Annotated in this window: 19 protein-coding genes; 1 reads left to right on the top strand and 18 read right to left on the bottom strand. The window is 63.8% G+C overall.

Annotated elements, in window-relative coordinates; genetic code table 11:
* Positions 1-235: 235 nt before the first annotated feature.
* The 12 genes from gspD to H0Z09_RS26635 all read right to left on the bottom strand — a co-directional run bounded on the left by gspD (position 236) and on the right by H0Z09_RS26635 (position 10501).
* The gene (gene gspD, locus H0Z09_RS26690) at positions 236-2455 is read right to left on the bottom strand and encodes a type II secretion system secretin GspD (protein WP_186694797.1); all 2220 of its coding nucleotides are present in this window, start codon (positions 2453-2455) and stop codon (positions 236-238) included.
* Positions 2452-2976 carry a DNA utilization family protein gene (locus H0Z09_RS26685; RefSeq protein ID WP_186694796.1) on the bottom strand — a complete coding sequence of 175 codons (525 nt, stop codon included), beginning with the start codon at positions 2974-2976 and terminating at the stop codon, positions 2452-2454. Before H0Z09_RS26685 ends, gspD begins: the two co-directional genes overlap by 4 nt.
* Positions 2973-3584 carry a type II secretion system protein GspM gene (gene gspM / locus H0Z09_RS26680; RefSeq protein WP_076950965.1) on the bottom strand — a complete coding sequence of 204 codons (612 nt, stop codon included), beginning with the start codon at positions 3582-3584 and terminating at the stop codon, positions 2973-2975. Before gspM ends, H0Z09_RS26685 begins: the two co-directional genes overlap by 4 nt.
* Positions 3559-4602 carry a type II secretion system protein GspL gene (locus tag H0Z09_RS26675; RefSeq protein ID WP_186694795.1) on the bottom strand — a complete coding sequence of 348 codons (1044 nt, stop codon included), beginning with the start codon at positions 4600-4602 and terminating at the stop codon, positions 3559-3561. The genes gspM and H0Z09_RS26675 overlap by 26 nt, the downstream gene beginning before the upstream one ends.
* Positions 4599-5324, bottom strand: coding sequence for a type II secretion system protein GspK (locus H0Z09_RS26670; RefSeq protein ID WP_076950967.1), 726 nt, complete (start codon positions 5322-5324; stop codon positions 4599-4601). The genes H0Z09_RS26675 and H0Z09_RS26670 overlap by 4 nt, the downstream gene beginning before the upstream one ends.
* Entirely contained in the window at positions 5321-5950 is a 630-nt protein-coding gene (locus tag H0Z09_RS26665) for a prepilin-type N-terminal cleavage/methylation domain-containing protein (RefSeq protein ID WP_186694793.1), read from the bottom strand. Before H0Z09_RS26665 ends, H0Z09_RS26670 begins: the two co-directional genes overlap by 4 nt.
* Complete coding sequence (locus H0Z09_RS26660) at positions 5947-6309, bottom strand: prepilin-type N-terminal cleavage/methylation domain-containing protein (RefSeq protein ID WP_186694792.1); 363 nt, start codon at positions 6307-6309, stop codon at positions 5947-5949. Before H0Z09_RS26660 ends, H0Z09_RS26665 begins: the two co-directional genes overlap by 4 nt.
* Positions 6306-6737 carry a GspH/FimT family pseudopilin gene (locus tag H0Z09_RS26655; RefSeq protein WP_186694791.1) on the bottom strand — a complete coding sequence of 144 codons (432 nt, stop codon included), beginning with the start codon at positions 6735-6737 and terminating at the stop codon, positions 6306-6308. Before H0Z09_RS26655 ends, H0Z09_RS26660 begins: the two co-directional genes overlap by 4 nt.
* 9 nt (positions 6738-6746) lie before the next feature.
* On the bottom strand, positions 6747-7172 hold the full coding sequence (gene gspG, locus H0Z09_RS26650) for a type II secretion system major pseudopilin GspG (protein ID WP_024076412.1): 426 nt from the start codon (positions 7170-7172) through the stop codon (positions 6747-6749).
* A 20-nt stretch (positions 7173-7192) separates the two neighbouring features.
* Positions 7193-8395, bottom strand: coding sequence for a type II secretion system inner membrane protein GspF (gene gspF / locus H0Z09_RS26645; protein WP_076950972.1), 1203 nt, complete (start codon positions 8393-8395; stop codon positions 7193-7195).
* A complete protein-coding gene (gspE, locus tag H0Z09_RS26640; RefSeq protein WP_186694790.1) occupies positions 8392-10122 on the bottom strand; it encodes a type II secretion system ATPase GspE in 1731 nt (576 codons plus the stop codon). Before gspE ends, gspF begins: the two co-directional genes overlap by 4 nt.
* Before the next feature lie 154 nt (positions 10123-10276).
* Positions 10277-10501, bottom strand: coding sequence for a hypothetical protein (locus tag H0Z09_RS26635; protein ID WP_186694789.1), 225 nt, complete (start codon positions 10499-10501; stop codon positions 10277-10279).
* 511 nt (positions 10502-11012) lie between these two features.
* On the opposite strand from H0Z09_RS26635, the gene H0Z09_RS26630 reads away from it, so the two are divergent.
* Complete coding sequence (locus H0Z09_RS26630; protein WP_186694788.1) at positions 11013-13763, top strand: glycoside hydrolase family 3 C-terminal domain-containing protein; 2751 nt, start codon at positions 11013-11015, stop codon at positions 13761-13763.
* Between the two features lie 105 nt (positions 13764-13868).
* On the opposite strand, the gene H0Z09_RS26625 is transcribed toward H0Z09_RS26630, so the two are convergent.
* From H0Z09_RS26625 to H0Z09_RS26600, 6 genes are all read right to left on the bottom strand, one after another.
* Positions 13869-14489 carry a TetR/AcrR family transcriptional regulator gene (locus H0Z09_RS26625; protein WP_186694787.1) on the bottom strand — a complete coding sequence of 207 codons (621 nt, stop codon included), beginning with the start codon at positions 14487-14489 and terminating at the stop codon, positions 13869-13871.
* A 74-nt stretch (positions 14490-14563) separates the two neighbouring features.
* A complete protein-coding gene (gene fecE / locus H0Z09_RS26620) occupies positions 14564-15352 on the bottom strand; it encodes a Fe(3+) dicitrate ABC transporter ATP-binding protein FecE (RefSeq protein WP_186694785.1) in 789 nt (262 codons plus the stop codon).
* Between the two features lie 4 nt (positions 15353-15356).
* Positions 15357-16325 (bottom strand): iron chelate uptake ABC transporter family permease subunit, encoded by a 969-nt coding sequence (locus H0Z09_RS26615; protein WP_186694783.1) that lies wholly within the window; start codon positions 16323-16325, stop codon positions 15357-15359.
* Positions 16322-17311, bottom strand: coding sequence for an iron-dicitrate ABC transporter permease FecC (gene fecC, locus H0Z09_RS26610; RefSeq protein WP_186694781.1), 990 nt, complete (start codon positions 17309-17311; stop codon positions 16322-16324). The genes H0Z09_RS26615 and fecC overlap by 4 nt, the downstream gene beginning before the upstream one ends.
* Before the next feature lie 2 nt (positions 17312-17313).
* Positions 17314-18234: a Fe(3+) dicitrate ABC transporter substrate-binding protein gene (locus H0Z09_RS26605; RefSeq protein ID WP_076950980.1), complete on the bottom strand. Its 921-nt coding sequence runs from the start codon at positions 18232-18234 to the stop codon at positions 17314-17316.
* A 275-nt stretch (positions 18235-18509) separates the two neighbouring features.
* A complete protein-coding gene (locus H0Z09_RS26600) occupies positions 18510-20915 on the bottom strand; it encodes a TonB-dependent receptor (protein WP_186694779.1) in 2406 nt (801 codons plus the stop codon).
* Positions 20916-21176 lie beyond the last annotated feature (261 nt).

Genomic DNA, 21176 nt, shown 5'->3' with positions numbered 1-21176 from the left:
TTACCGCAGCAACGGATATGTACTCGGTCAAACCCAAAAAACGGTCGGCCCGAAGGCCGCCAAGCAAGCTCCTCGCCACACACCGTTGAAAATGCTTGATCGTTCCCACGCTCCGCGTGGTAATGCATCCCGTGACGCTCTGCGTCACCTGTACACATTGAACTGTCGGCGGGACGCGGAGCGCCCCAGGCGGCATTCCCACGCGGAGCGTGGGAACGATCAACAGAGGTCAAGCTCACTGAGCAGGCCGCAGCAATTGCATCTGCTGGCGGTAATCATCCGTCACCTGCCGCGCCTGGCTGCTGCTGGTGATGACCCTTGGCGTAATCAGCACGATCAATTCGGTGCGATCCTTGGATTTGCGGGTATTGCCAAACAACCAGCGCAACCCGGGAATCTTGCCAAGGTACGGCACCGCACTGACACTGTCGGCATTGTCCTGCTTGATCAAGCCGCCCAATAACACCGTCTGGCCACTCTGCACCGCCACCTGGGTCGATACCGAGCGCGTGGAGATGCGCGGGTTGGTTTGTGGGTCGTTGCTGTTGGGTGGGTCCTGGGCATCGCTGACCTGTTGCTGGATGTCCATGTACACCAGGCCGCCCGGATTGATGCGCGGCACCACGTCCAGGATCACCCCGGTCTGCACATATTCGACACTGCTCAACGTCGTGTCGGAGGTGCCGGTGTTGACCGTGGTCTGGCTGATGGGAATGTTGTCGCCCACCTGGATCTGCGCCGGCTGGTTGTTCATCACCACCAGCGACGGCGCCGACAGCACCTGGGTGCGGCCGTTGGTTTCCAGGGCGTGCAGGGCCACTTGCAGGTTGGAGCTGACGAAGGAATAGAACAACGAATCCGCCGCGCCCAAACCTGCGCCGCCTGCGCCAAGCGCACCTTGGCTACCGGCGGTGTTGGCCACGGTGGTGCTGTTGGAATTACCGGCCAGGCGGCCCAGGTACCATTGCACGCCCAGGTCCAGTTCGCCGGTGAGTTTGACCTCAAGGATGCGCGTCTCGATCTGCACTTGCAGCGGTGGGTTGTCGAGGCGCTTGATCGCCGATTCGATCTCTTTCCACTGCACCGGGCGGGTGCGCACCAGCAGTTGGTTACTGCTTTTTTGCGCGGTGATGCGGGTGCCGGCGTCGAGGCTCTTGGCCGGGGCGTCTTCGGTGGCGCCCTGCTCGGGGTTGTCTTGCTCGGCTTCGGGCTCCTGCTGCTCCTCCTCGGCGGGCGGCTGGTTGCTGTTCAGGTTGTTACTCAGGCCACCGGGCGCGCTGCCGGAGGTGCTGTTGGTGCCTGGCGAAGACAACGTCGCGGTGCGCAAACCGGGGGCGACCTTGGCCGGGGCATCGTCCTTGATCGCGCCCGTGCCGTAGATTTGCCGCAGGTATTTGGCCAGGTCGGTGGCCTTCATATTGCGCACATCGTAGACGTACATCTGCGGCTCGTTGCCGCCGCCTTCGTCGATGGTGTGGATCCAGTCGCCCACTTCGCTGAGGTATTGCGGCTGTGACGAGATCGCGACGACTGAGTTGGTCCGTTCGATCGGCAGGAACCGCACCATGCCCGCCAGGGGCATGCCGCTGTCGGGGCCGAACATTTTTTGCAGCTCGGGCATCAGCTCGGCCACCGAGGCGCGTTGCAGGCCGAACACGCCCACCGACATGCCCTTGAGCCAGTCCACATCGAAGGTGTCGATGGTGTCCTGGTAGTTGGCCAATTCCTCCGGAGTGCCGGCCAGGCTCAGCACATTGCGCGCCGGGTCCACCAGCAGGAATGCATTCTCGCGGGCGAACGGCTTGAGCAGTTTCTGCATCTCGGTGGCCGAGATATAACGCAGTGGAAACAGCCGCGCCGAGAGCCCGCTGGACGGCTGCGACACGCGCATCTCCGGCACCAGCTTGCCCGCCACCGCCTGGTTGGCGGGCAGGATCACATAGCGGTTGCCCTGCTTGATCATCGCGTTGTCAGTCCATGACAACAGCGTTTCCAGAATCGACAATGCCTGCTGCTTGTTCACAGGTTTTGAGGTGGAAAAGCTGACATTGCCCTTCACGCCCTGGGCGATGCTGTAGTTCTCGTGCAGTAGATCGCCCATCACGCTGTTGATCACCGCCTCGATCGGCTGGTCGGCGAAATTGAACACGATGTCGCCGCTGCCCTCCTCCTTCATCGCCGGCGCCGCTACGGGCGGGCGCACGAACTGCTGGTTACCGCGAATCAATTGGCGTTGGGGCGGCGTCTTGGCCTGGGGTTGGCCGCTGTCGACCGGCGCCCGTTCGCTGGCCGGGTCTACCGGCGGGCGCTGGGAACCGGTGCCTTGCATCGCTTCGTGCAACAGCGCCTCGTCCGGGTCGAGATGCTCGGGGAATGTCCCGCAGCCACCGAGGGAAACGGCGGTAGCCAGACAAAACACGGTGGTGCGCAAAGCGCCGGGGAAAGTATCGATCAAGGGGCGGACTCGTGAGGAAGGGTAGTCGGGGGGGTCGTGGACGGCGCCGGCAGACGCGGCGCGCGCAGGCTCAGGGTCTGCGTGCGGCCGTCGAGGACAAAGCGGGCTTCGCGGGGCGTGAGCTGTTCCAGGCGCCAGCCGTTGGGCAGGGTCTGGTTCTGATGAACCTTCAGCGGCGGGCCGTCCGCGCGTTTGAGCAGCGCAACACGCAGGTCGCCGTCGAGGACGATACCGGTCAGCGTCAGGCTCGACAGGCTGGAGACGGACGCCTGGCCGACCGTACGATCAGGGCTGCGGTCAGGGCTGAATAGCGGGGTTTGCCAAGTACCCGCAAGGCTTTCCAGGGTGGCCTCGGGGGCCACCAGCACGGTGGCCGAAGCGTTGGCGCGGGTATCCGGCGCGGGCGCCGGCAACCACTGCGGCGCATCGCCGATGCTGCTGAGGATGCCGACCATCAACAGGCCGAGCAGCCCGGCGATGCCAAGCAACAGCCACTCCAGGGGACGCAATGCATTGATCATCGGCGCACCTGCGGCGCGGCGGCCGGCTGCAGGTAGCCGCGCACCAACACATGCACAATCAACTGGCCGGCACCGCCGGTGGCGGGTGCGTTCGGCGGGCGGCGGATACTCAGTTCGTCGATGAACAGAAAAGGCCGCTGGTATTCCAGCTCATGCAGAATCGCGGTCAAGGGTTCGATGGCGCAGTTGAGGGTCAGGCTGACTTTTACTTGGCGATAGGGCTCGCTGTCGTCCTGTTCCGGGGTGATGGGCATGCGCTGGGTGAGGCTGCAGCCGCCACCGAGACCGGCGCGGCTGTTGATCAGGTCGGCGATGCGTTGCATCAGGTCCGCCGCGACTGCGCTGGGGTCATCACCGGGCAACAGGCTGGTGCTGCTGGCCGGGTCCTGGCGGGCTTGCTCCAACTGTTGGCGCACGCTATCGCCCTGGCGCAATACGCCGGCATAACGTTGTTGCTGTTCACGCAACTGCTCGGCCTGCTCATCCATGGCGCGCAAGGGGCCGGCGAACCAACTGTCGACCAGCAGCCAATAACCGGCGCCAAGCACCAGGGCCAGGCCGATCAGGGCTGCGCCACGGCGCTCACGGGGTGTCAGTGGTCGGCGCATCGCCTGTCTCCTGGTGCAAGTGGGCGCGCAAGGAAAACTGATCCTTGCCGGTTTGCGCGTCGGGTTGAATCACCCCTTCGAACTGGGCGTTTTCCAGGCTGTGGCAGGCCTTGATCCGGGTGATCAGGGCACTGGCTTTGGCGCTTTGCCCGGAGAAGGACACGTCGGCGCCGTCGTTGACTTCCAACTGATCGAGCCAGGTATCGGACGGCAGGCAAGCGGTCAGCTCGTTGAGCAGCGCCGCCAACGGCGGCTGGGCGGCCTTGCGGCGGATCAGGTATTGCGCGGCGCCACGGGTATTGAGCAGTTGCTGGCGCAGCGCCTGGACCTCGGCGACCTGGGCTTTTTGTTCGCGTACGCTGTGCTGCATGGCGTCGAGCACACGCTGGCGGTCGTCAAGCCACAACAGCATCGCCGCAATCAGCAAGGCCCCGCACAGCCACGGCAAACTGCGTTGCAAGCCCTTGCCCTGCGGTCGCTGACGCGGTCGCAACGGTACCGGCAGCAAGTCGATGCCCATGGGCGTGCCTGCACCTGTGTCCACATCCACCGCATGGGGATGCAAACCCAGGGCCGCGCACTCAGTGAGCATCTGGTCCAGGCGCTCGCGCAGGATCGCTACCAGTGTCACCTGCAAGTGCGTGGGCGTGCGACGCTCCTGACGCGCGACAAAATACAGCTGGTCGGGATCAAACGGGGTAAAGCGGTCCAGTTCATAGCCCACCACCGTGGACAGGTTGCGCGCGGCGGCCGGGGGCAATTGCAGGGTTTGCATCAGCACCGCGCCGGGCGCCAGCAGCAGCACCTGACGCGCGGGGCCAGGGGTTTTTTCCACGGGCGCGGTCAACGGCCAGCGATAGACCTGCTCGGGGAGATCGTCTGGCAGTAACCACACCGGCAGGCAACCACGCAGCTCCTTGAGCCACAGCCGCCACCCCAGTTGCAGCAGGCTGCCGCGCCAGCGTTGCGCGATGGGCTGCGCCAGCAACTGCAGGCGTGCGGATAACGGTTCGTTCATTCTTGCCAACGTAAGACTCGATAAGGTTGTGCGCTGCCTTGCGCGGGGCTCAATAAGACCGTGGCTTGCACGTGGGCGTGGTAGCCGCCGGGCCGTTGTGCGCGGCTGCCGATGACCAGCACATCACCGGCGTCGGCGCCCACTGCGCTCTGATGCGTCAGGTTCAGCGCGCGGCGCATCAAAGGGCTGGCGAAGGCCGGATCGGGCCGGTCCAGCCCACTCCACAGGCTGATCTCGGGCACTAGGGCGCTGTACAGCGCCTGGGTCATGCCCGGCAATTGCCGCACTTCTTCCACCACCCGGAACGGTGCCAGGCCCTGGTTGCGGCGCTGTTCCAGGGCCCTGGCGAGTTGATTGGCCTGGGCCTGGGTCGCGCCGCAGGCCAGGGCCAGGCGGGCGAAATCCGCCACCTGGGCGCTATTCAAATACAACTTGCCGCGCTCGCTGTGCAGGCTCACCTGCAGCTGGGCATCGTCAAACACCAAGCGGATTTCTCGCCCGTCAGCCACCCACTGCTTGCGCTGCAACGGGTCGGCCAGTGCCTGCATGGCCAGCGCCACGCCCGCCTCGGCGGCCAGCACCGCCTGGGTGTGCTGGCGGTGCCAGGCCGCCTGGCGGGTTTCCAGTTGCACCCAGCCGGCCAGGCCGCCCAGCAACAGGCTGAGCAGGGCCAGCACCCACAGCACCAGCAACAGCGCGACACCACGCTGATGCCTGATCATTCCGGTGCCCCGCCCGACAGGTTCAGGCGCAACGCAACCACTTGGGTGACCCACGGCACCGGCCCGTTCACCCGTGCGTCAATGCGCACCGCGTAGGGCAGGCGCTTGCTCCACGGCCACTCGTTGATCCAGCCGGTGGCCTGGCCCTTGGGCGACACGCCGCGATAGCTGAACTGCAGATCCTCAACGTTTTTGAGCAACACCTGCGGTTCGCCGCGCGATGCTGGCACGCTGACCTGCGCCTCGGGCTCAAAGCGCGCGAACGCCACCTGCAAATCGCGTTGCGCCTCGGGGCCGGTCAACTGCAGGGTGAAGCGCTGTATGCCGCCACCGAGCACCCCTGGCAAGGTCGCGACAAACTGCATGCGCTGCGCGCTGCCGGCGAAAAAGCCATCGGTCTGACTGTCGTCCTCGGTGACATCCAGGGGCAACGCCTCACTGATGGAAGTGCGCAAAAACTGTTGCGCGGCGCGCATTTCATCCAGGCTCACCGTGTAGCGCTGCGCCTTGAGCACCGCACGATTGGCGCCCAGCAACGCGCCGCCGACCAGGGTCAGTAACACGCCGAGCAGACTCAGCACGATCATGATTTCGAGCAGGGTGAAGCCCTGCTGACGGCGCTTCACAAGCCGGCCCCTGCCGCACGCAGTTTCAAGGTGCTGAAACTGGCGTGGCGCGGCCCCTCGCTGACCGTCAGGTCGAGGCGAAACAAGTGTGGCTGACCGATGCGCGTGGGTTGCAGGGCGATGCGCAGTTGCCAGTCGATGCCGTCCAACTGGCCGCTGCGCACACCGGCCGCCAGAGGCCCCGACGCTTCCTGATCCATCACGCTGACGGCGGCATGACTAAGCCGGTCGCTGTGGGCCACCTGCAACAGCGAGCGCGCGCTTTGGCCGAAAGCAACCAGCAGCACGCTGCTGCAAATCGCCATGAGCGTCAGCGCGGCGAGCATCTCCAGCAGCGTGAAACCGCTTTGGCGCCTCATGGCAGCGCCTTGGACTGCACGCTGCCGGTCAGCCACCCGATATCGATGCGCCAACGCCGACTGCCATTGGCCAGCAGCAGGTTGCCGCCGGTGGAGCTGCCATCGGCGTAGAACTCAACCGCAGAGCCTGCGTGCTCGGCGGTGTGCAGGGTCACTTGCAGGCCGGCCGGCCAGTGTTTCAACGGTCGACCCGGCGCCTGGAAGCTCAGCGCACGCAGGTCAAACAGGGTTTTTTCGGTACGGCCGCTGATGATCGCCCGTGCCCGCGTGCTGCGCAGTGCCTCGACCATCTGGCCGACGGCCTGGCGCTCTGTCGCGGTGCGCAAACCTTGTTGCAGACCAAATCCCACCAACCCGGCCGCGATGCTGATCAGCACGATCACCACCAGTATTTCCAGCAAGGTAAAGCCGCGTTGAGGGCTGATCATGGTCGCGGGTTATTCCCAGTTGCCCAGGTCGGCGCTGTAGCCTTCGCCGCCGGGCTGGCCGTCCTGACCGTAGAAGATCAGGTCAAAGGCGCCGTGTTCACCGGGGAAGCGATAGCCAAAGGCATGGCCGAACGGGTCTTTGAGGTCGGACGGCTTGGCGTATGGCCCGGCCCAGCCGGCGCTGTTGCCGGGCTTGTCGACCAGTTGTTGCAGGGTCTTGGGCGGCGAGCCAACGTCCAGTCCGTAGCTTTCGATTTTCATGCTCAGGCTGGCCAGTTGCGCCTTGCCCGCGCCGTATTTGCCCTTGTCCACGTTGCCGCCGACCTGACGCACCACGATGGTGGCGACGATGCCCAGCAGTACGATCACCGCGAGCATTTCCAACAGGGTAAAACCGCCCTGGCGGCGGGCGGGCTTGAATCGGGTATGGCGCATAGGTGTGGGTCCTTTAGGGTTCATATATTGCTGGTCAGGCTCATCAGCGGCAGCATGATCGCCAGCATGATCACCGCCACCAGCACCGCCATGATCACGGTCAGGGACGGCACCAGCGCGGCGAGCAGGCGGTCGATGCCGCGTTTGGCTTCGACGTCGAACACGTCGGCGACCTTGAGCAGCATGCTGTCGAGTTCGCCGGCCTGTTCGCCGACTTCAATCATTTGCAGGGCCAGGTCAGGCAGCAGCGGCTGGGCACCGAAGGCACTGGCCAGGGTGCCGCCGCCCTTGACGGATTCGGCGGCCTGGGCAACCTGCGCCTGCAGCGCGCGGTTGGTGCAGACCTGCCGGGCGATGACCAAGGCTTGCAGCAGCGCCACGCCGTTGCTGAGCAAGGTGCCCAGGGTGCGCGCCAGACGGGCGGCTTCGACCCGTTGCAGCAGCGGCCCGATGAGGCGAATACCGAGGAGGCGGCGGTCATGTTTTTCCCGGCGCTGGGGGTCGCGCAGGCGTGCGGCGAGTGCCCAGATCGTCACGATCAAGCCCGCCAGCACGGCCAGGCCATAGGCACCGAGGAATTGGCCGAGCGCCAGAATCACTTCGGTGATCAGCGGGATGGGCACGCCCAGGTCCTTGAAGATCGGCACGAACTGCGGCACCACGTAAGCCAGCAACAGGGCCAGCGAACCGAGTACGCCCACCACCAGGAATGCCGGATAGATCAGGGCATTGATCACTTCGCCCCTGAGTAACTGGCTGCGTTCCAGATAGTCGCTGAGCTGGCGCAGGGTGTCTTCCAGCGCGCCACCCGCTTCGCCGGCACGCACCATGCTCAGGTATAACGGCGAAAACTGGCTGCCTTCCTCTTCCAGCGCCTTGGACAAGGGCTGACCGGCCTTTACGTGTTCGCGAATACGTTCAATCAACGCGCGGGTTTGAGGCTGGCCGGGCTGCTTGAGCAAAATCCCCAGCGAGCGTTCCAGCGGTTGGCCGGCGCCCAGCAACGTTGCCAATTGCTGGGTAAAACTGACCAGCGCCGCGCCGTTCAATTGACCCCGGCCAAAGGCGTTGCGCAACCCTTGGGCGCCCGCTGCATCGATCTGCAATAACAGCAGACCGCGCTTGTGCAGCGCGGCGACGGCGGCGTCCTGGTCCCGGGCTTCCAGGGTGCCGTTTTGCGCCTGGCCCTGGCTGTCGAGCGCGCGGTATTTGAACAGGCTCACGCGCCCTCCCCACGGGTGACGCGCAGCACTTCTTCGAGTGACGTGACGCCCTCCACGGCTTGGCGCAGGCCCTCTTCATGCAAGGTGCGCAGGCCACCACGACGGGCAGCCTGCTCCAGGGTCGCGGCGTCGGCCTGGCGCATCAACAGGCTGCGCAGCTCTTCGTTCATCACCAGCAGCTCGGTGATTGCGCTACGGCCATGGTAACCACCGCCCGGTGCATCGGCGCGGGGCCGGTAGAGCATGATCGGGCGCTGGTCGGTAAACCGGTCCAGGCCGTGTTCGGCGATCAGTTGCGGCGGCGCTTCAAAGGCTTCGCGGGTGGCCGGGTCAAGACGCCGCACCAGGCGCTGGGCCAGGATGCCGTTGACCGTCGAGGCGATCAGGTAGCTTTCGACACCCATATCCAGCAAGCGCGTGATACTCGCTGCCGCGCTGTTGGTGTGCAGGGTCGACAGCACCAGGTGGCCGGTAAGGGATGATTGGATAGCGATGCGGCAGGTTTCCAGGTCGCGGATTTCGCCGATCATGATCACGTCCGGGTCCTGGCGCACGATGGAGCGCAGCGCGCCGGCAAAGTCCAGGCCGATGGCCGGCTTTACCTGAATCTGGTTGATGCCTTCCAGTTGATATTCCACCGGGTCTTCGACGGTGATGATCTTGCGCTCGGCGGTATTGAGGCGCGACAACGCGGTGTACAGGGTGGTGGTCTTGCCCGAGCCGGTGGGCCCGGTAACGAGCAGGATGCCATGGGGGCGTTCCAACACGTCAAGAAAGGTTTCCAGGCGCTGGCCGTCAAAGCCCAGGCTCTGGAAGTCGAAGCTCACGGTCTGGCGATCAAGCAAACGCATGACCACCGATTCGCCGAAACTGGTGGGCACCGTGGACACGCGCAAGTCGAGTTCCTTGCCCTGGATGCGCAGCATGATCCGGCCGTCCTGGGGCAGACGCCGCTCGGCGATGTCCAGGCGCGCCATGATTTTCACCCGCGAAATCACCGCCGCCGACGAGCTGGACGGCGGCGCCTCGGCTTCGTGCAGCACACCGTCGATGCGGTAGCGCACCTTGAGCTGGTTTTCGAACGGCTCGATATGAATGTCCGAGGCGCGATGTTCCACTGCTCGTTGCAGGATCAGATTGACCAAGCGAATCACCGGGGCTTCGGAGGCCATGTCCTTGAGGTGCTCGATGTCTTCCAGCGCCCCGCCCTGCTCGTCGAGGTTTTCGATCAGGGTGCCCATGGCCGAGCGGCCCTGGCCGTAGTAGCGCTCGATCAGGGTCTCGACTTCATTGCGCGGGCCGATGGCCAGCCACACCGGCACGCCGCAGGCATAGGCGATGGCCTGGAACGGGTACACCAGCGACGGGTTGGCCGCCAGCACCCGCAGGCCACCCTGGCTCCAGCCCGCGGGCACTACCTGGTAGTGGCGCATGAAGCGTTCGGTCAGCAGGGGCAAGGGGTCCAGCAACGGTGGCGCGGCATCGGCCAGCAACAGCGGTGCGCCGAGCAAATCAGCCCAGGCTCGGGCCAGTTCCACTTCGGAGACCAACCCCAGCCGGGTGAGCAGGCCGAGCAACTCGGTGTCACCGCCTTCCTGGGACAGGCGTCGGGCGCGCTCCAGGTCAACGGTTTTCAAGCCGGCGTGTTGCATCAGCCACGCGCACACCTGTTCGGTGTGCGGGATGTGCAGTTGGCAGGCGTCGAGGGGCGTTGAGGGGCTGGGCATGGGTCAAAATCTGAGGGGCGATGTGCCAAGGGTCTGTGGGAAACACTTGTGGGAGCGGGTTTGCTCGCGAAGGCGGAGTGTCAGCCAGCACATTCAGTAGCTGATCCACCGCTTTCGCGAGCAAGCCCGCTCCCACAAGGGACCGCGTTGACCGTTAGTTAGAGGTCTTCGGCGTCGCCTGGCTGCCGTTCAGCGGCCGGCCACCCTTGGTGGTTTCGGCCTTCTGCTTTTTAGCCGCCTTGGCATCGTGGGTCTGGGTCAACACCGTGGAATCGGTGGCCCCGGATGTGGCATCAGCGTCCGTGGACTCAGCCGCCATTGCTGCGCCGCTTAGCGCAACGCTCAGTACAAAACCGGCACCCAACAGGGAAATCTTCATCAACATTCTCCAGATCAAAAAACAGCAGATCACTCAGGTGGCGCCTTGAACTCGCTCAAGACCCTACACCAAAGCGTTGTGTATTACAGCCTGTGTAAGGCATGGCACTTTAGAACCACCGAGCGATGCCACTACTTAGCCACGACTCGACAAATTTTCTTAAACCAATCGACTGGTAGGTTTAGAGATAGTTCCAGAACGTAAGAAATTATTTCTTATTTTACGCAAAAATTAGCTTTCGTTTGACTTATACCCGCAAGAATTGCCTTAATTATGCGGTTTTTACGATTTAAAAATGCCATCAAGCGATATCAAATAGGCATTACGCACAATAACAATCAATATAATTACTACACTTTTAAAACTGCGAAATTCGCCAAATAGTTGCAATTAGCCATCGGTTAAAAATTGCGATCACGGGCAACTATTGCCCAGAAAAAAGTGACGAGCGCGCACAGAAACCCACACTTCTCGGCGCACCACGTTTACTGAACAGTTGTCGGAGAGACCCATGAATAAACGTAAAATGATCGGTGCCCAGTCGGCATTCGCCCTGTTGGCGCTGGCCGTGTCCCAGGTGCATGCGGCAACCAGTCCCGCTCTGGATGAGGGCCGCGTGAGCCGCGCGGAAAAGGCTGCGGATAAAACCCTGGCGAAGATGACCATGGAGGAGAAACTCGCCTACATCGGCGGCACCGGTGGTTGGGATGTCAAGCCACTGACCCAGTATGGCGTGCCACAGATTCACGGCGCCGACGGCGGCGTGGGCGTGCGCTACACCAGCGAAGGTAACGCGCAGGGCGTGGTGTACCCGTCCGGGCCGAACCTGGCCGCCAGCTGGAACCCGCGCCGCGCCATCGACCTGGGTCGAGCCTTGGGCTATGACACCGCCAGCGGTGGTTATCAGTTCGTCACAGGCCCAGGCGTCAACCTGTATCGCATGCCGTACAGCGGTCGCGCGTTCGAGTATCTATCCGGTGAAGACCCGTTCCTCGGCGCCAGCCTTGCGCCGGCGGTGATCAACGGGATTCAGTCGCGCGGGGTGTGGGCCAACGCCAAGCATTTCGCCGCCAATGACCAGGAAAGCAACCGCTTCCACCTTGATGAAATCATCAGCGAGCGCGTGCTGCGCGAGATGACCCTGCCGCCGTTCGAGTCCGCCTCGAAGAACAGCAAGGTCGCGATGATGATGTGCGCGTTCCAGAAGGTGAACGGCGAGTTCGCCTGTCAGAACAAACACCTGATGCGCGACATCCTGAAGACCGAATGGGGCTACCCGGGCTTTGTGCAGAGCGACTACAACGCGGTGGTCAACGGTCTGCCGGCGGCACAGGCCGGCACCGACCTGGACATGATGGGCTACCAGATGAACAGCACGGTGCTCAAGCCGTACCTGGACAGTGGCGAACTGAGCAGCGCGACCATCGATGACAAGGTGCGGCGCATTCTCAAGCAGATCTACCTGTACAAGTTCGACAGCAAGGCGCCGTTGACCAGCCACAACATGAACAGCGCCACCAGCAACCGCGTGGCGTTGAATGCGGCCCGCGAAGGCATCGTGCTGCTGAAGAACCAGAACAACCTGTTGCCGCTGGACGCGAAGAAGGTCAAGCGCATCGCCGTGGTCGGCACCCTGGCCAAGTACGCGCCGCCCACCGGTTTTGGCAGCGCCAACGTGATGGCCGCCAACTACATCAGTGAACTGAGCGGTCTGCAGCAACTGGCGCCGGGCGCCAAGGTCGAGTTCATCGACGGGCTGTCTTTGGACCCGGCCACCTCCAGCTGGAGCCATGCCGACAGCAATGGCAACAGCGTCAAAGGCTTGAAGACCGAGTTCTTCAGCAACGCCAACTGGTCCGACGACCCGGCCGCCAGCCGCACCGACGCGCATGTCGACCTGGACTGGTCCACCGACAGCCTGCCGGTGAACGGTGATACCGCCGCCACCTCGATTCGCTACAGCGGCCAGATCACCCCGACCGTCAGCGGCGAACAGGTATTCAAGGTGCGTGCCGACGGTGCGGTGCGCCTTTACGTCAACGGCCAGAAAGTCCTCGACAACGGCGACGGCAAACCGCTGCCGAACAACAGCATCCCGCCGACCATCCCGGTGTTCGCCAAGGTCAATCTGGAAGCCGGCAAGCCCGTCGACATCAAGCTGGAATACTCGCGTCGCAACGGCTACCTCTCGACCATGGGCGGCCTGGTCGGCGTGCAAATGAGCTGGGCTTCGCTGGTTGCGCCACAGGACCTGGCCAAGTACGACGCGGTATTGGTTGCCGCCGGTAACAGCAATGAATACGAAGGCGAAGGCTTCGACCACAGTTTCGACCTGCCGGAGTACCAGAACCTGCTGATCCAGAGCATCGCCAAGGTCAACCCGAACACCGTGGTCACCCTGCACGGCGGCACCGGCTTGAAGATGAGCGACTGGATCGATCAGGTGCCGGCCGCGTTGCATGCGTTCTACCCTGGGCAGAACGGCGGCCAGGCCCTGGCGGAAATCCTGCTGGGCAAGGTCAACCCGTCGGCCAAGCTGCCGATCAGCATCGAACGCAACATCGAAGACAACCCGATCTACGCGACCTTCCCCAAATTCGACAACCAGGAAACCCTGGCCGAGATGAGCTACAAGGACGACCTGCTCCTGGGCTATCGCGGCTACGAGAAGAAAGGCATCAAGCCGCTCTACCCGTTCGGGTACGGCTTGTCGTACACCACCTTCGGCTACAGCAACATCAAGGTGAGCCCTGGCGTGGCAGTGGCGGGTGCGCCGATCAAGGTGTCGTTCGACCTGACCAACACCGGCAAGGTGGCGGGCGCCGAAGTGGCCGAGTTGTACGTCGGCCAGGCCAGCCCGAAAGTCGAGCGCGCGATCAAGGAGCTCAAGGGCTACAAGAAGGTGTTCCTCAAACCTGGCGAGAGCAAGCGCGTGACCATCGAGCTCAACGATCGCTCGCTGGCCTACTACGACGTGGCGAGCAAGCAATGGGTGGTGGATGCGGACAGCTTCAACCTGTCCGTGGGCGCATCGTCCCAGGATATTCGCCTGAACGCCAAGTTGGTCAACCCGTTCCGCCAGGAACTGTCGACCACCACCAGCAACCCGTTGCCGCGCTCGGCGCTCAATTCGACGCTGCGTGACTCGACGGTGAAGACCGGCGGCGTGCTGCACCAGAATGAAGGTGACAGCGGCACCAGCGACGGTGATGGCTACGACATGAGCGATGACAGCAGCCAGGGCAGTACTACCGGTAACTGATCCTTGTGGGAGCGGGCTTGCTCGCGAAAGCGGTGGGTCAGTCGATGAATGTGCTGACTGACACTGCGCATTCGCGAGCAAGCCCGCTCCCACATTTGACCGTGTTTACGTTCGAATTCTGATGGCTGCATCGACCCGCGCAATGTAGGTATCGAACCGCGCCACCAGGTCCACTTGCTCGGGAAAGCGCAGCCACTGGATCTGCAGGCCATCCATCATGGCCAGGATTTCCTGCACCAGCCCGGCGATGTCCACGTCACCGCGCACCTCCCCCGCCGCCACCAGGTCGGCAAATTGCGCCTGCATGCGCTGATGAATCGCCGCATACCGTGACTGGAACCAATCCCAGGCCGGATGCGTATCGAGCAGACTTTCCGCATTCAGGATGGTAAAGGCCCGCACTACCCCTGGCGCAGTGGCGTTCGAACGGTTAATCGCCCTTAGGCTGCCCAGCAGGCCGGACAGCGATTTCTCGGCCCGCACCTCATCGGCAATCCGCTGGTTAACCTCGTCGCGACGCTGCAACACGCCCATCAACAAGGAAATCTTGCTGGGAAAGTGGTGCAACAGGCCGGCTACCGAAATACCGACAATTGCCGCTACCTGGGCCATCGAGGCACTGCTGTAGCCTTCCAGGGAAAACACCTGCAAGGCCGCATCCAGCAACTCTTCACGGCGTTTTTCACCTTTGGGAGCGCGACGGGTCTTGGGGGCGGGTTCTTTCATGGGGACGTCCTTGTGGGCAAGCTTGCACCGTATCCAAATTGCCCCTGAGCCGCAAATAAAGGATTGAAGAACCCTCAGTGAGCGCGGGTGCTTTTTTCCACCAGGCACATCGGCGTGCCGGCGATCGGCTCCTGCATCACTTGCACCTGAACATCAAACACCTGGCGCATCAACTCGGCATTGATGACTTGCGCCGGCGCACCATCGGCCACCAACTTGCCGCCGTGCATCACCGCCAGATGGTCGGCGTAGCGACAAGCCTGGTTGATATCGTGGAGCACGGTAATCACGGTCTTGCCTTCAGCGGCCAGTTCGCCCATCAGGTCGAGCAGTTCAACCTGGTGACTGATGTCGAGGTAGGTGGTGGGTTCATCGAGCAACACGATCGGCGCGTTCTGCGCCAGCACCATCGCCAGCCAGGCGCGCTGGCGCTGGCCGCCGGACAGGTCGGCCAGCGCGCGCTCGGCCAGGTTGTCCAGTTCCAGGCGTTGCATGGCCTGGGTTACGTGGGATTGATCGCTGCCACTCAAACGTCCCCACAGTGAGTTATGCGGGCTGCGGCCATAGGCGACCAACTGGCGCACGCTGACACCCTCCGGCACCGGCAGTACCTGGGGCAAAAACGCGATCTGCCGCGCCAGTTCGCGCGCGGACAGGCTGGCATAGGCCTGGCCATCCAGGGTCAGTTCGCCCTGGGTCGGCTTGAGGATGCGCGCAAATGCCTTGAGCAAGGTGGATTTGCCGCAGCCATTGGGGCCGATCAACGCAGTGACCTTGCCCGGCGGCGGCGCGAACGACAGGCCCTGCACGATGCGCGTAGTGCCGTAGCCGATGTCGAGTTGCCGTGCGTGGAGAATACTCATGTCATCAGCCCTTGAACCGTGCCAGCAACCAAAGAAAATACGGCGCGCCAATCACCGCCGTGAGCACCCCCGCGGGGATTTCGCTGGGCGCGATCAACGTGCGTCCCAGCGTGTCGGCCAGCACCAGCAGCAGCGCGCCGATCAGCATCGCGGCCGGCAGCAGGTACTGGTGATGCCCGCCCACCAAGCGGCGCGCCATGTGTGGCGCGACCAAGCCAATAAAGCCGATCGGCCCGATCACCCCAACGCCCAGGCTGGTGAGCAGCACCGCGCAGGCCATCGCCAGCCAGCGTGTGCGGCCCAGCGCGGTGCCGAGGCTGTGGGCCGCTTCGTCACCGAGGGCGATCAGGTTCAGCGGCTTGGCCAGGCACAGGCCCGCGGGGATCAGCACCAGGAACGGCAACACCAGCAGCACATGGTGCCAGTTGCGGCTCCACAGACTCCCCGTCAATGCAAGCAAGGCGGTGTTGATATCCAGCGGATGGGACAGGATCAGAAACTCGGTGACGCTGGACAAGGTCACCGCAATCGCCACCCCGGACAGCGCAAAGCGCACCCCGGAAAAACTCACGCCGGTGTTATACAGCGCCAGCAGCAACGCGCCGCCGGCCCCGCCCAGGCAGGCCACCAGCGGCAGCCAGGCAACCGGCAAGTGCGGCCAGCCGATGATCGCCACGGTCAGCGCCAGACCGGCGCCCTGGGTTACGCCGAGGATCTCCGGCGACGCCAGCGGGTTGCGGATCACCCCCTGCACAATCGCCCCGGCCAGGCCGAAGGCCGCACCGGCGAGGATGGCGATCAGGCTGCGTGGCAGGCGGTGGTTCCACACCTCGAAGTCCAGCGCGTCGTGGGCCAGCAGGCGGTCGAATACGGTGTCGGGCGCGAGCCAGAGCGTGCCGGCGCTGAGGCTGATCAACGTCGCCAGCGCCAGCAGGCCCAGCAGCAGCCAGAGGCGCAGCCGTGGGCGGATCATAGGGTGCGCCTGGCAAGAAACAGGAAAAACGGTGCGCCGATCAACGCGGTGACCACACCCGCCGGCGTCTCCACCGGGAAGGCCACGGCGCGGCTGAGCAGGTCGGCGCCCAGCACAATCACAGCGCCCAATGCCGCGCTCAGCGGCACCAGCCAGCGGTAGTCATTGCCCAGGAACTGACGAAGGATATTCGGCGCAATCAAGCCGACAAACCCAATCGGCCCTACCGCACAGACACTCGCCCCCACCAGCAACAAACTGGCGATAAACACCTGCAACCGCAGGCTGGCGATGCCCACGCCCAGGGAGCGCGCGGCGTCTTCGCCGAGGTTGATCAGGTTCAAGCGTGGCGCACACCGGAGTGCCCACAGCCCGCCGACCAGGGTGCAGGGCCAGAGCAGCTGCACCTGCGCGGCACCGGCATTGGCCAGGGAACCGGCCAGCCAGTTCAGCACGCTTTGCGCCTGGGCCTCGACCAGGATCACCGTGAGCCGGGTCAAGGCCGCGCATAACGCCGCCACCGCAACGCCGGCCAATACCAGGCGTCCCTGGGCCGTGGTCGGCGACCAGGCACCGCCGAGGCTGAACACCGTGACCCAGGCCAGCGCGCCGCCCAGGCACGTCATCAGCAATGCGCCACCGGCAAACGGCGGCGCGACCAGGCCGGTCGAAAACAAGGCCAGCCCCAGCGCCGCCCCAGCGGTCACGCCAAACAGCGAGGGCGAGGCCAGACGGTTGCGCGTAATGCCCTGCATCAACGCGCCGGCCAGGCCCAGGCAAGCGCCGACCAGCGCGGCACACACGGCACGTGGCACACGCAGCTGCGCGACGATATACGCCCGGTTACCGCCCACGCTGCCTTGATGAATCAGCCCATTCCAGGCGTCCGTCGCCGTGATCGTGAACGGTGACCAGCTCGACAACGAGAGCCAGAACAACAAGGCGCCCAGCATCACAATGCCTGCCGCCGCGAGACCTCGCCCCATGCCTATTGGCTCAGTACGGCTTTACCGCCCTTGAGAATCGCCAAGGCGTCTTCGGCGATCTGCTCCGAGGCCAGCACGCCACGGTTGCGCGCCCAACTGTCGCCATCGACTTCGGCCACGTGCTGGTTACGCACGGCGCCGAGCACTTGCCACAGCGGCTGCTTGCTCCAGCTGTCGACGATGCTCGGGCGGCGGTAATGGCCGACCAGCAGCCAGCCCGGGTCGAGCGCGAGCAATTGCTCCAGGCTGACGAATTCGGTAGGCGCGGCATTGGCGCGGACCGACGGGACGTTCAGGCCGATGGCTTGCAACACGCTGCCGGCATAGGAGTCCGGGCCGTGCACGGAGAAACTGTCTTCACGGGCGACGCCGAACAACACGCTGGCGCCTGCGGGAATCTGTTGCGCGATGGCCTTGAGGTTTTCCCGGTTCTGCTGGATACGCGCCTGCATCTGTGCACTTTTGCCGAGCGCCTTGCCGATCAGCTCGGCGGATTTCAGGCTGCCCTGGTAATCCTCACCACGCGACGGCAGCAGCAGGGTTGGCGCGATACTCGCCAGGTCGTTGTACAACGCCTGATGGCGGTTGAGGTCGGCGACGATCAGGTCGGGCTTGAGCCGGGCGATTTCTTCGATGCTCGGCTGCGAGCGCAGGCCGACGGACGTCCACTGGCCGATGGCTTGGCGCACACGGGGCAGTACGCGGTTGGCATCGCCATCGTCGGCGGCGCCGACCGGGGTCACGTCAACGGCGGCCAGGCTGTCGAGAAACGAAAACTCCAGCACCACGACACGTTTGGGCGCATCCGGCAGATGCACCGCGTGCTGGCCATCGTTGAGGTCGATGGGCGCGGCGCTCAACAGGCTTGAAGACAACGCCAGGAGGCAGGCGGCGAGAGTGGGGATGGAGCGCAGCATTCGCATGACAAGGACCTCGGCGTTAAAGCACCCCAGCGGGACAGGCCGGGGAAAACGGCGGGTACTATTCCATATTGGGGCGGCGTGATCAAAAAACATTCTCATTAACGCCGCAAATCATGTGTGGGAGCGGGCTTGCTCGCGAATGCAGTGTGTCAGCGAATACATCCTTGACTGATCCACCGCATTCGCGAGCAAGCCCGCTCCCACATTTGGCCCGCGTTTCACCCGATCTATTCCTGTCGGCCGTGAGGCCGTCCGGGAGCCATGTTGATTTGTGTCTAGAAATCGACCGTGGCTGACAGCAAGTAGGTACGCGGCGTCGACAAGGTCAACCCCGGCTCGCTGTCATCCGACGCGCCGGCCGAGCTCCAGTAGCGCTTGTCAGCCACGTTCTCCACGTTCGCGCGCAGGGTGATGTGTTTGTCGTCCACCTTGAAGCCATACCGCGCGCCGAGGTCGAGGCGGTTCCAGGCGTCGATTTGCTTGACGTTGGACTGGTCCAGGTACTGCGAACTGGAATAGATGCCACGGCTGGTCAACGTCAGGCCCTCAAGGCCTGGCACATCCCATTCGGCGCCGAGGTTGACGTTGTATTTGGGGGTTGCCGGCGCGCGGTTGCCGTCGAAGGTGCCGTTGGTGGTTTCCTTGAGCTGGCTGTCGATGTACATCAAGCCGCCGAGCAACCGCACGCCCTTGAGCGGTTCGCCGAACACGCTGAGTTCCACCCCGTCGTTCTGGCGTTTGCCGTTGGGGCCGAACACGCGCGATGTGGCGTTGGTTTCATAGGCCGGTTGCTTGATACGGAACACGGCGGCGGTCACGGCGAACGCGCCAGCATCGTATTTGGCGCCCACTTCGACCTGACGGCTGATGAACGGTGGGAAGATCTCGTCTTCGTTGATCGAAGTCGAGGGCGCGATCTTGCCCTGGCTCAGGCCTTCCATGTAGTTGGCGTACAGCGACAATTTATCGGTGGCCTTGAACAGGAGGCCGCCCGATGGCGATACCTTTTCTTCGTCGTAGGCGGTGACGCCTTTGACGCCATCGCTCCAGTCGTCCACCTTGACCCGCTGCCAGCGCGCGCCAAGGGTGAGCAGCAGGCGATCGTCGAAGAAACCCAGGGTGTCGGACAAGGCCACGCCGCTGAATTTGTTTTCGGTGTAGACCTGGGGATCAAACCGTGTCGGCCGCGAAGGCGTCGGCGTTTGCACCGGGTTGTAGAGGTTGCTCGTGGCTTGCGCATAACGCGCGCCGCCGTTGGTGAAGTCCATGTAGAAGTAACTGGCGGCCAGGTTGACCTCATGGCTCACCGGCCCGGTATGGAACCAGTTGCGCACGCCTGCGGTGTAGGTGCGCACGTTTTCGTCGCGGGTGAAGTCCCGTGGCTGCACGCTGAACGCACCGGCCGCATTGGTCACGGACACGGCATGGCGCAGGAAGTCGTGGTTGCTTTTGCGCGCGCCCACACCGCCGTAGAGCATCAGGTTATCGCTGAGGTCGTACTCACCGTTGACCGTACCAAAGGTGTCGTTGGTGCTGGCCTTGCTCCAGGACTGTGCATAGTTGCGCCGCACATCGTTGGCACTGGGCACCGGCGCCGCGGCCGCCACCTGCACGCGTTCCTGCGGCGCGTCGGTGTCGCGTTCGGTGTGGCCGATGTCGGTGGAAAGGCGCAGGCGTTCGCCACGGAAATCCAGGCCCAGCACGGCCATTTCGCGGTCGACGCTCTGGTGGTCCCACTCGGTGTCGCCGGATTGCTTCACGCCGTTGAAGCGGATGCCGAACTTGTTGTCTTCGCCAAAGCGTCGGCCCACGTCCACCGCGCCGCCGGCCTGGCTGTCGGAGGCCCAGTTGCCGGTGAACGAGTTGATGTCCTTGTCGGTGGCGCGCTTGGGCACCACGTTGATCCCGCCGCCCACGCTGCCGCGCGGTGAAATGCCGTTGATCAACTGGGTGGGGCCTTTGAAGATGTCGACGCGGTCGGCCATTTCCATGTCAATGGTGTAGGTCGGCAGCACGCCATACAGGCCGTTGTACGACACATCGCTGTTGAACAGGCTGAAGCCGCGGATGGTGAATTGCTCATAACGCCCACCGGCGGGGTTGGTGGCGCGTACCGAAGGGTCGCTGGCGATCAGGTCGCCCAGGGTGCGGGCTTGCTGGTTTTTCGCCGCATCAGCGGTGTACGTGGTCATGCTGAACGGCGTTTCCATGAAGTCCCGCGTGCCCAGCAAACCCTGGGAGCCACGGCGCGCCACTTGGCCACCGGCGTAGGTGTCGCCGTCGTACAGCCCGGTGGTGCCCAGAATAGAGGTCGGCGCCAGTTCCAGGCTGCTGCCTTCCGGCGCCGGCACCAGCATATAGGCCTGTTCACCCATGGGTTGCAGTTGCAAACCGGAGCCTTGCAGCAAACGGGCAAAGCCCTCCTCCACGCCGTACTCGCCGGACAAACCGCCGCTGCTGCGCCCGCTGACCAGGGCCGGGTCCACCGACAGGTTGACGCCCGCCAACCCGGCAAACCGGGTAAGCGCCGCGCTCAGGCTGCCGGCCGGCACCTGGTAGCTGCGGCGGGTGGCGGCGTCTTCGGCAACGCTTACGGAGGGGAATAAGGGGCTCGCGCTGAGGCTCAGCAGCAGGCTCAACTTCAGCAACGGGCGCAAGCGCAAGGGTCGGACTGCGGGCATGGGAGGAAGCTCTCGATTTTGTTCACTTGCCTGGAATGACAGGCGAGGTGAAAAAAGGGGACAGGCTTCGGTCAATTTTTGGTACAGATGTGGGAGATTCTTGTGTGGGAGCTGGCTTGCCTGCGATGGACATAGGTCTCTACACAACTTTCAAAGGCTAAAAATCTCCCTGTAGTGAGCGGGCTTGTCCCGCGCTGGGCTGCGAAGCGGCCCCAATAAGGACACCGTAGTGTTCCAGATGAAACCAGATCGTCTGGTTTG

The sequence above is a fragment of the Pseudomonas sp. SWRI18 genome, from assembly GCF_014268345.1.
Classification (GTDB): Bacteria; Pseudomonadota; Gammaproteobacteria; order Pseudomonadales; family Pseudomonadaceae; genus Aquipseudomonas; species Aquipseudomonas cedrina.
Note: the sequence above shows the minus strand (reverse complement) of the source record. Positions and strands in the feature narration are given on the sequence as shown.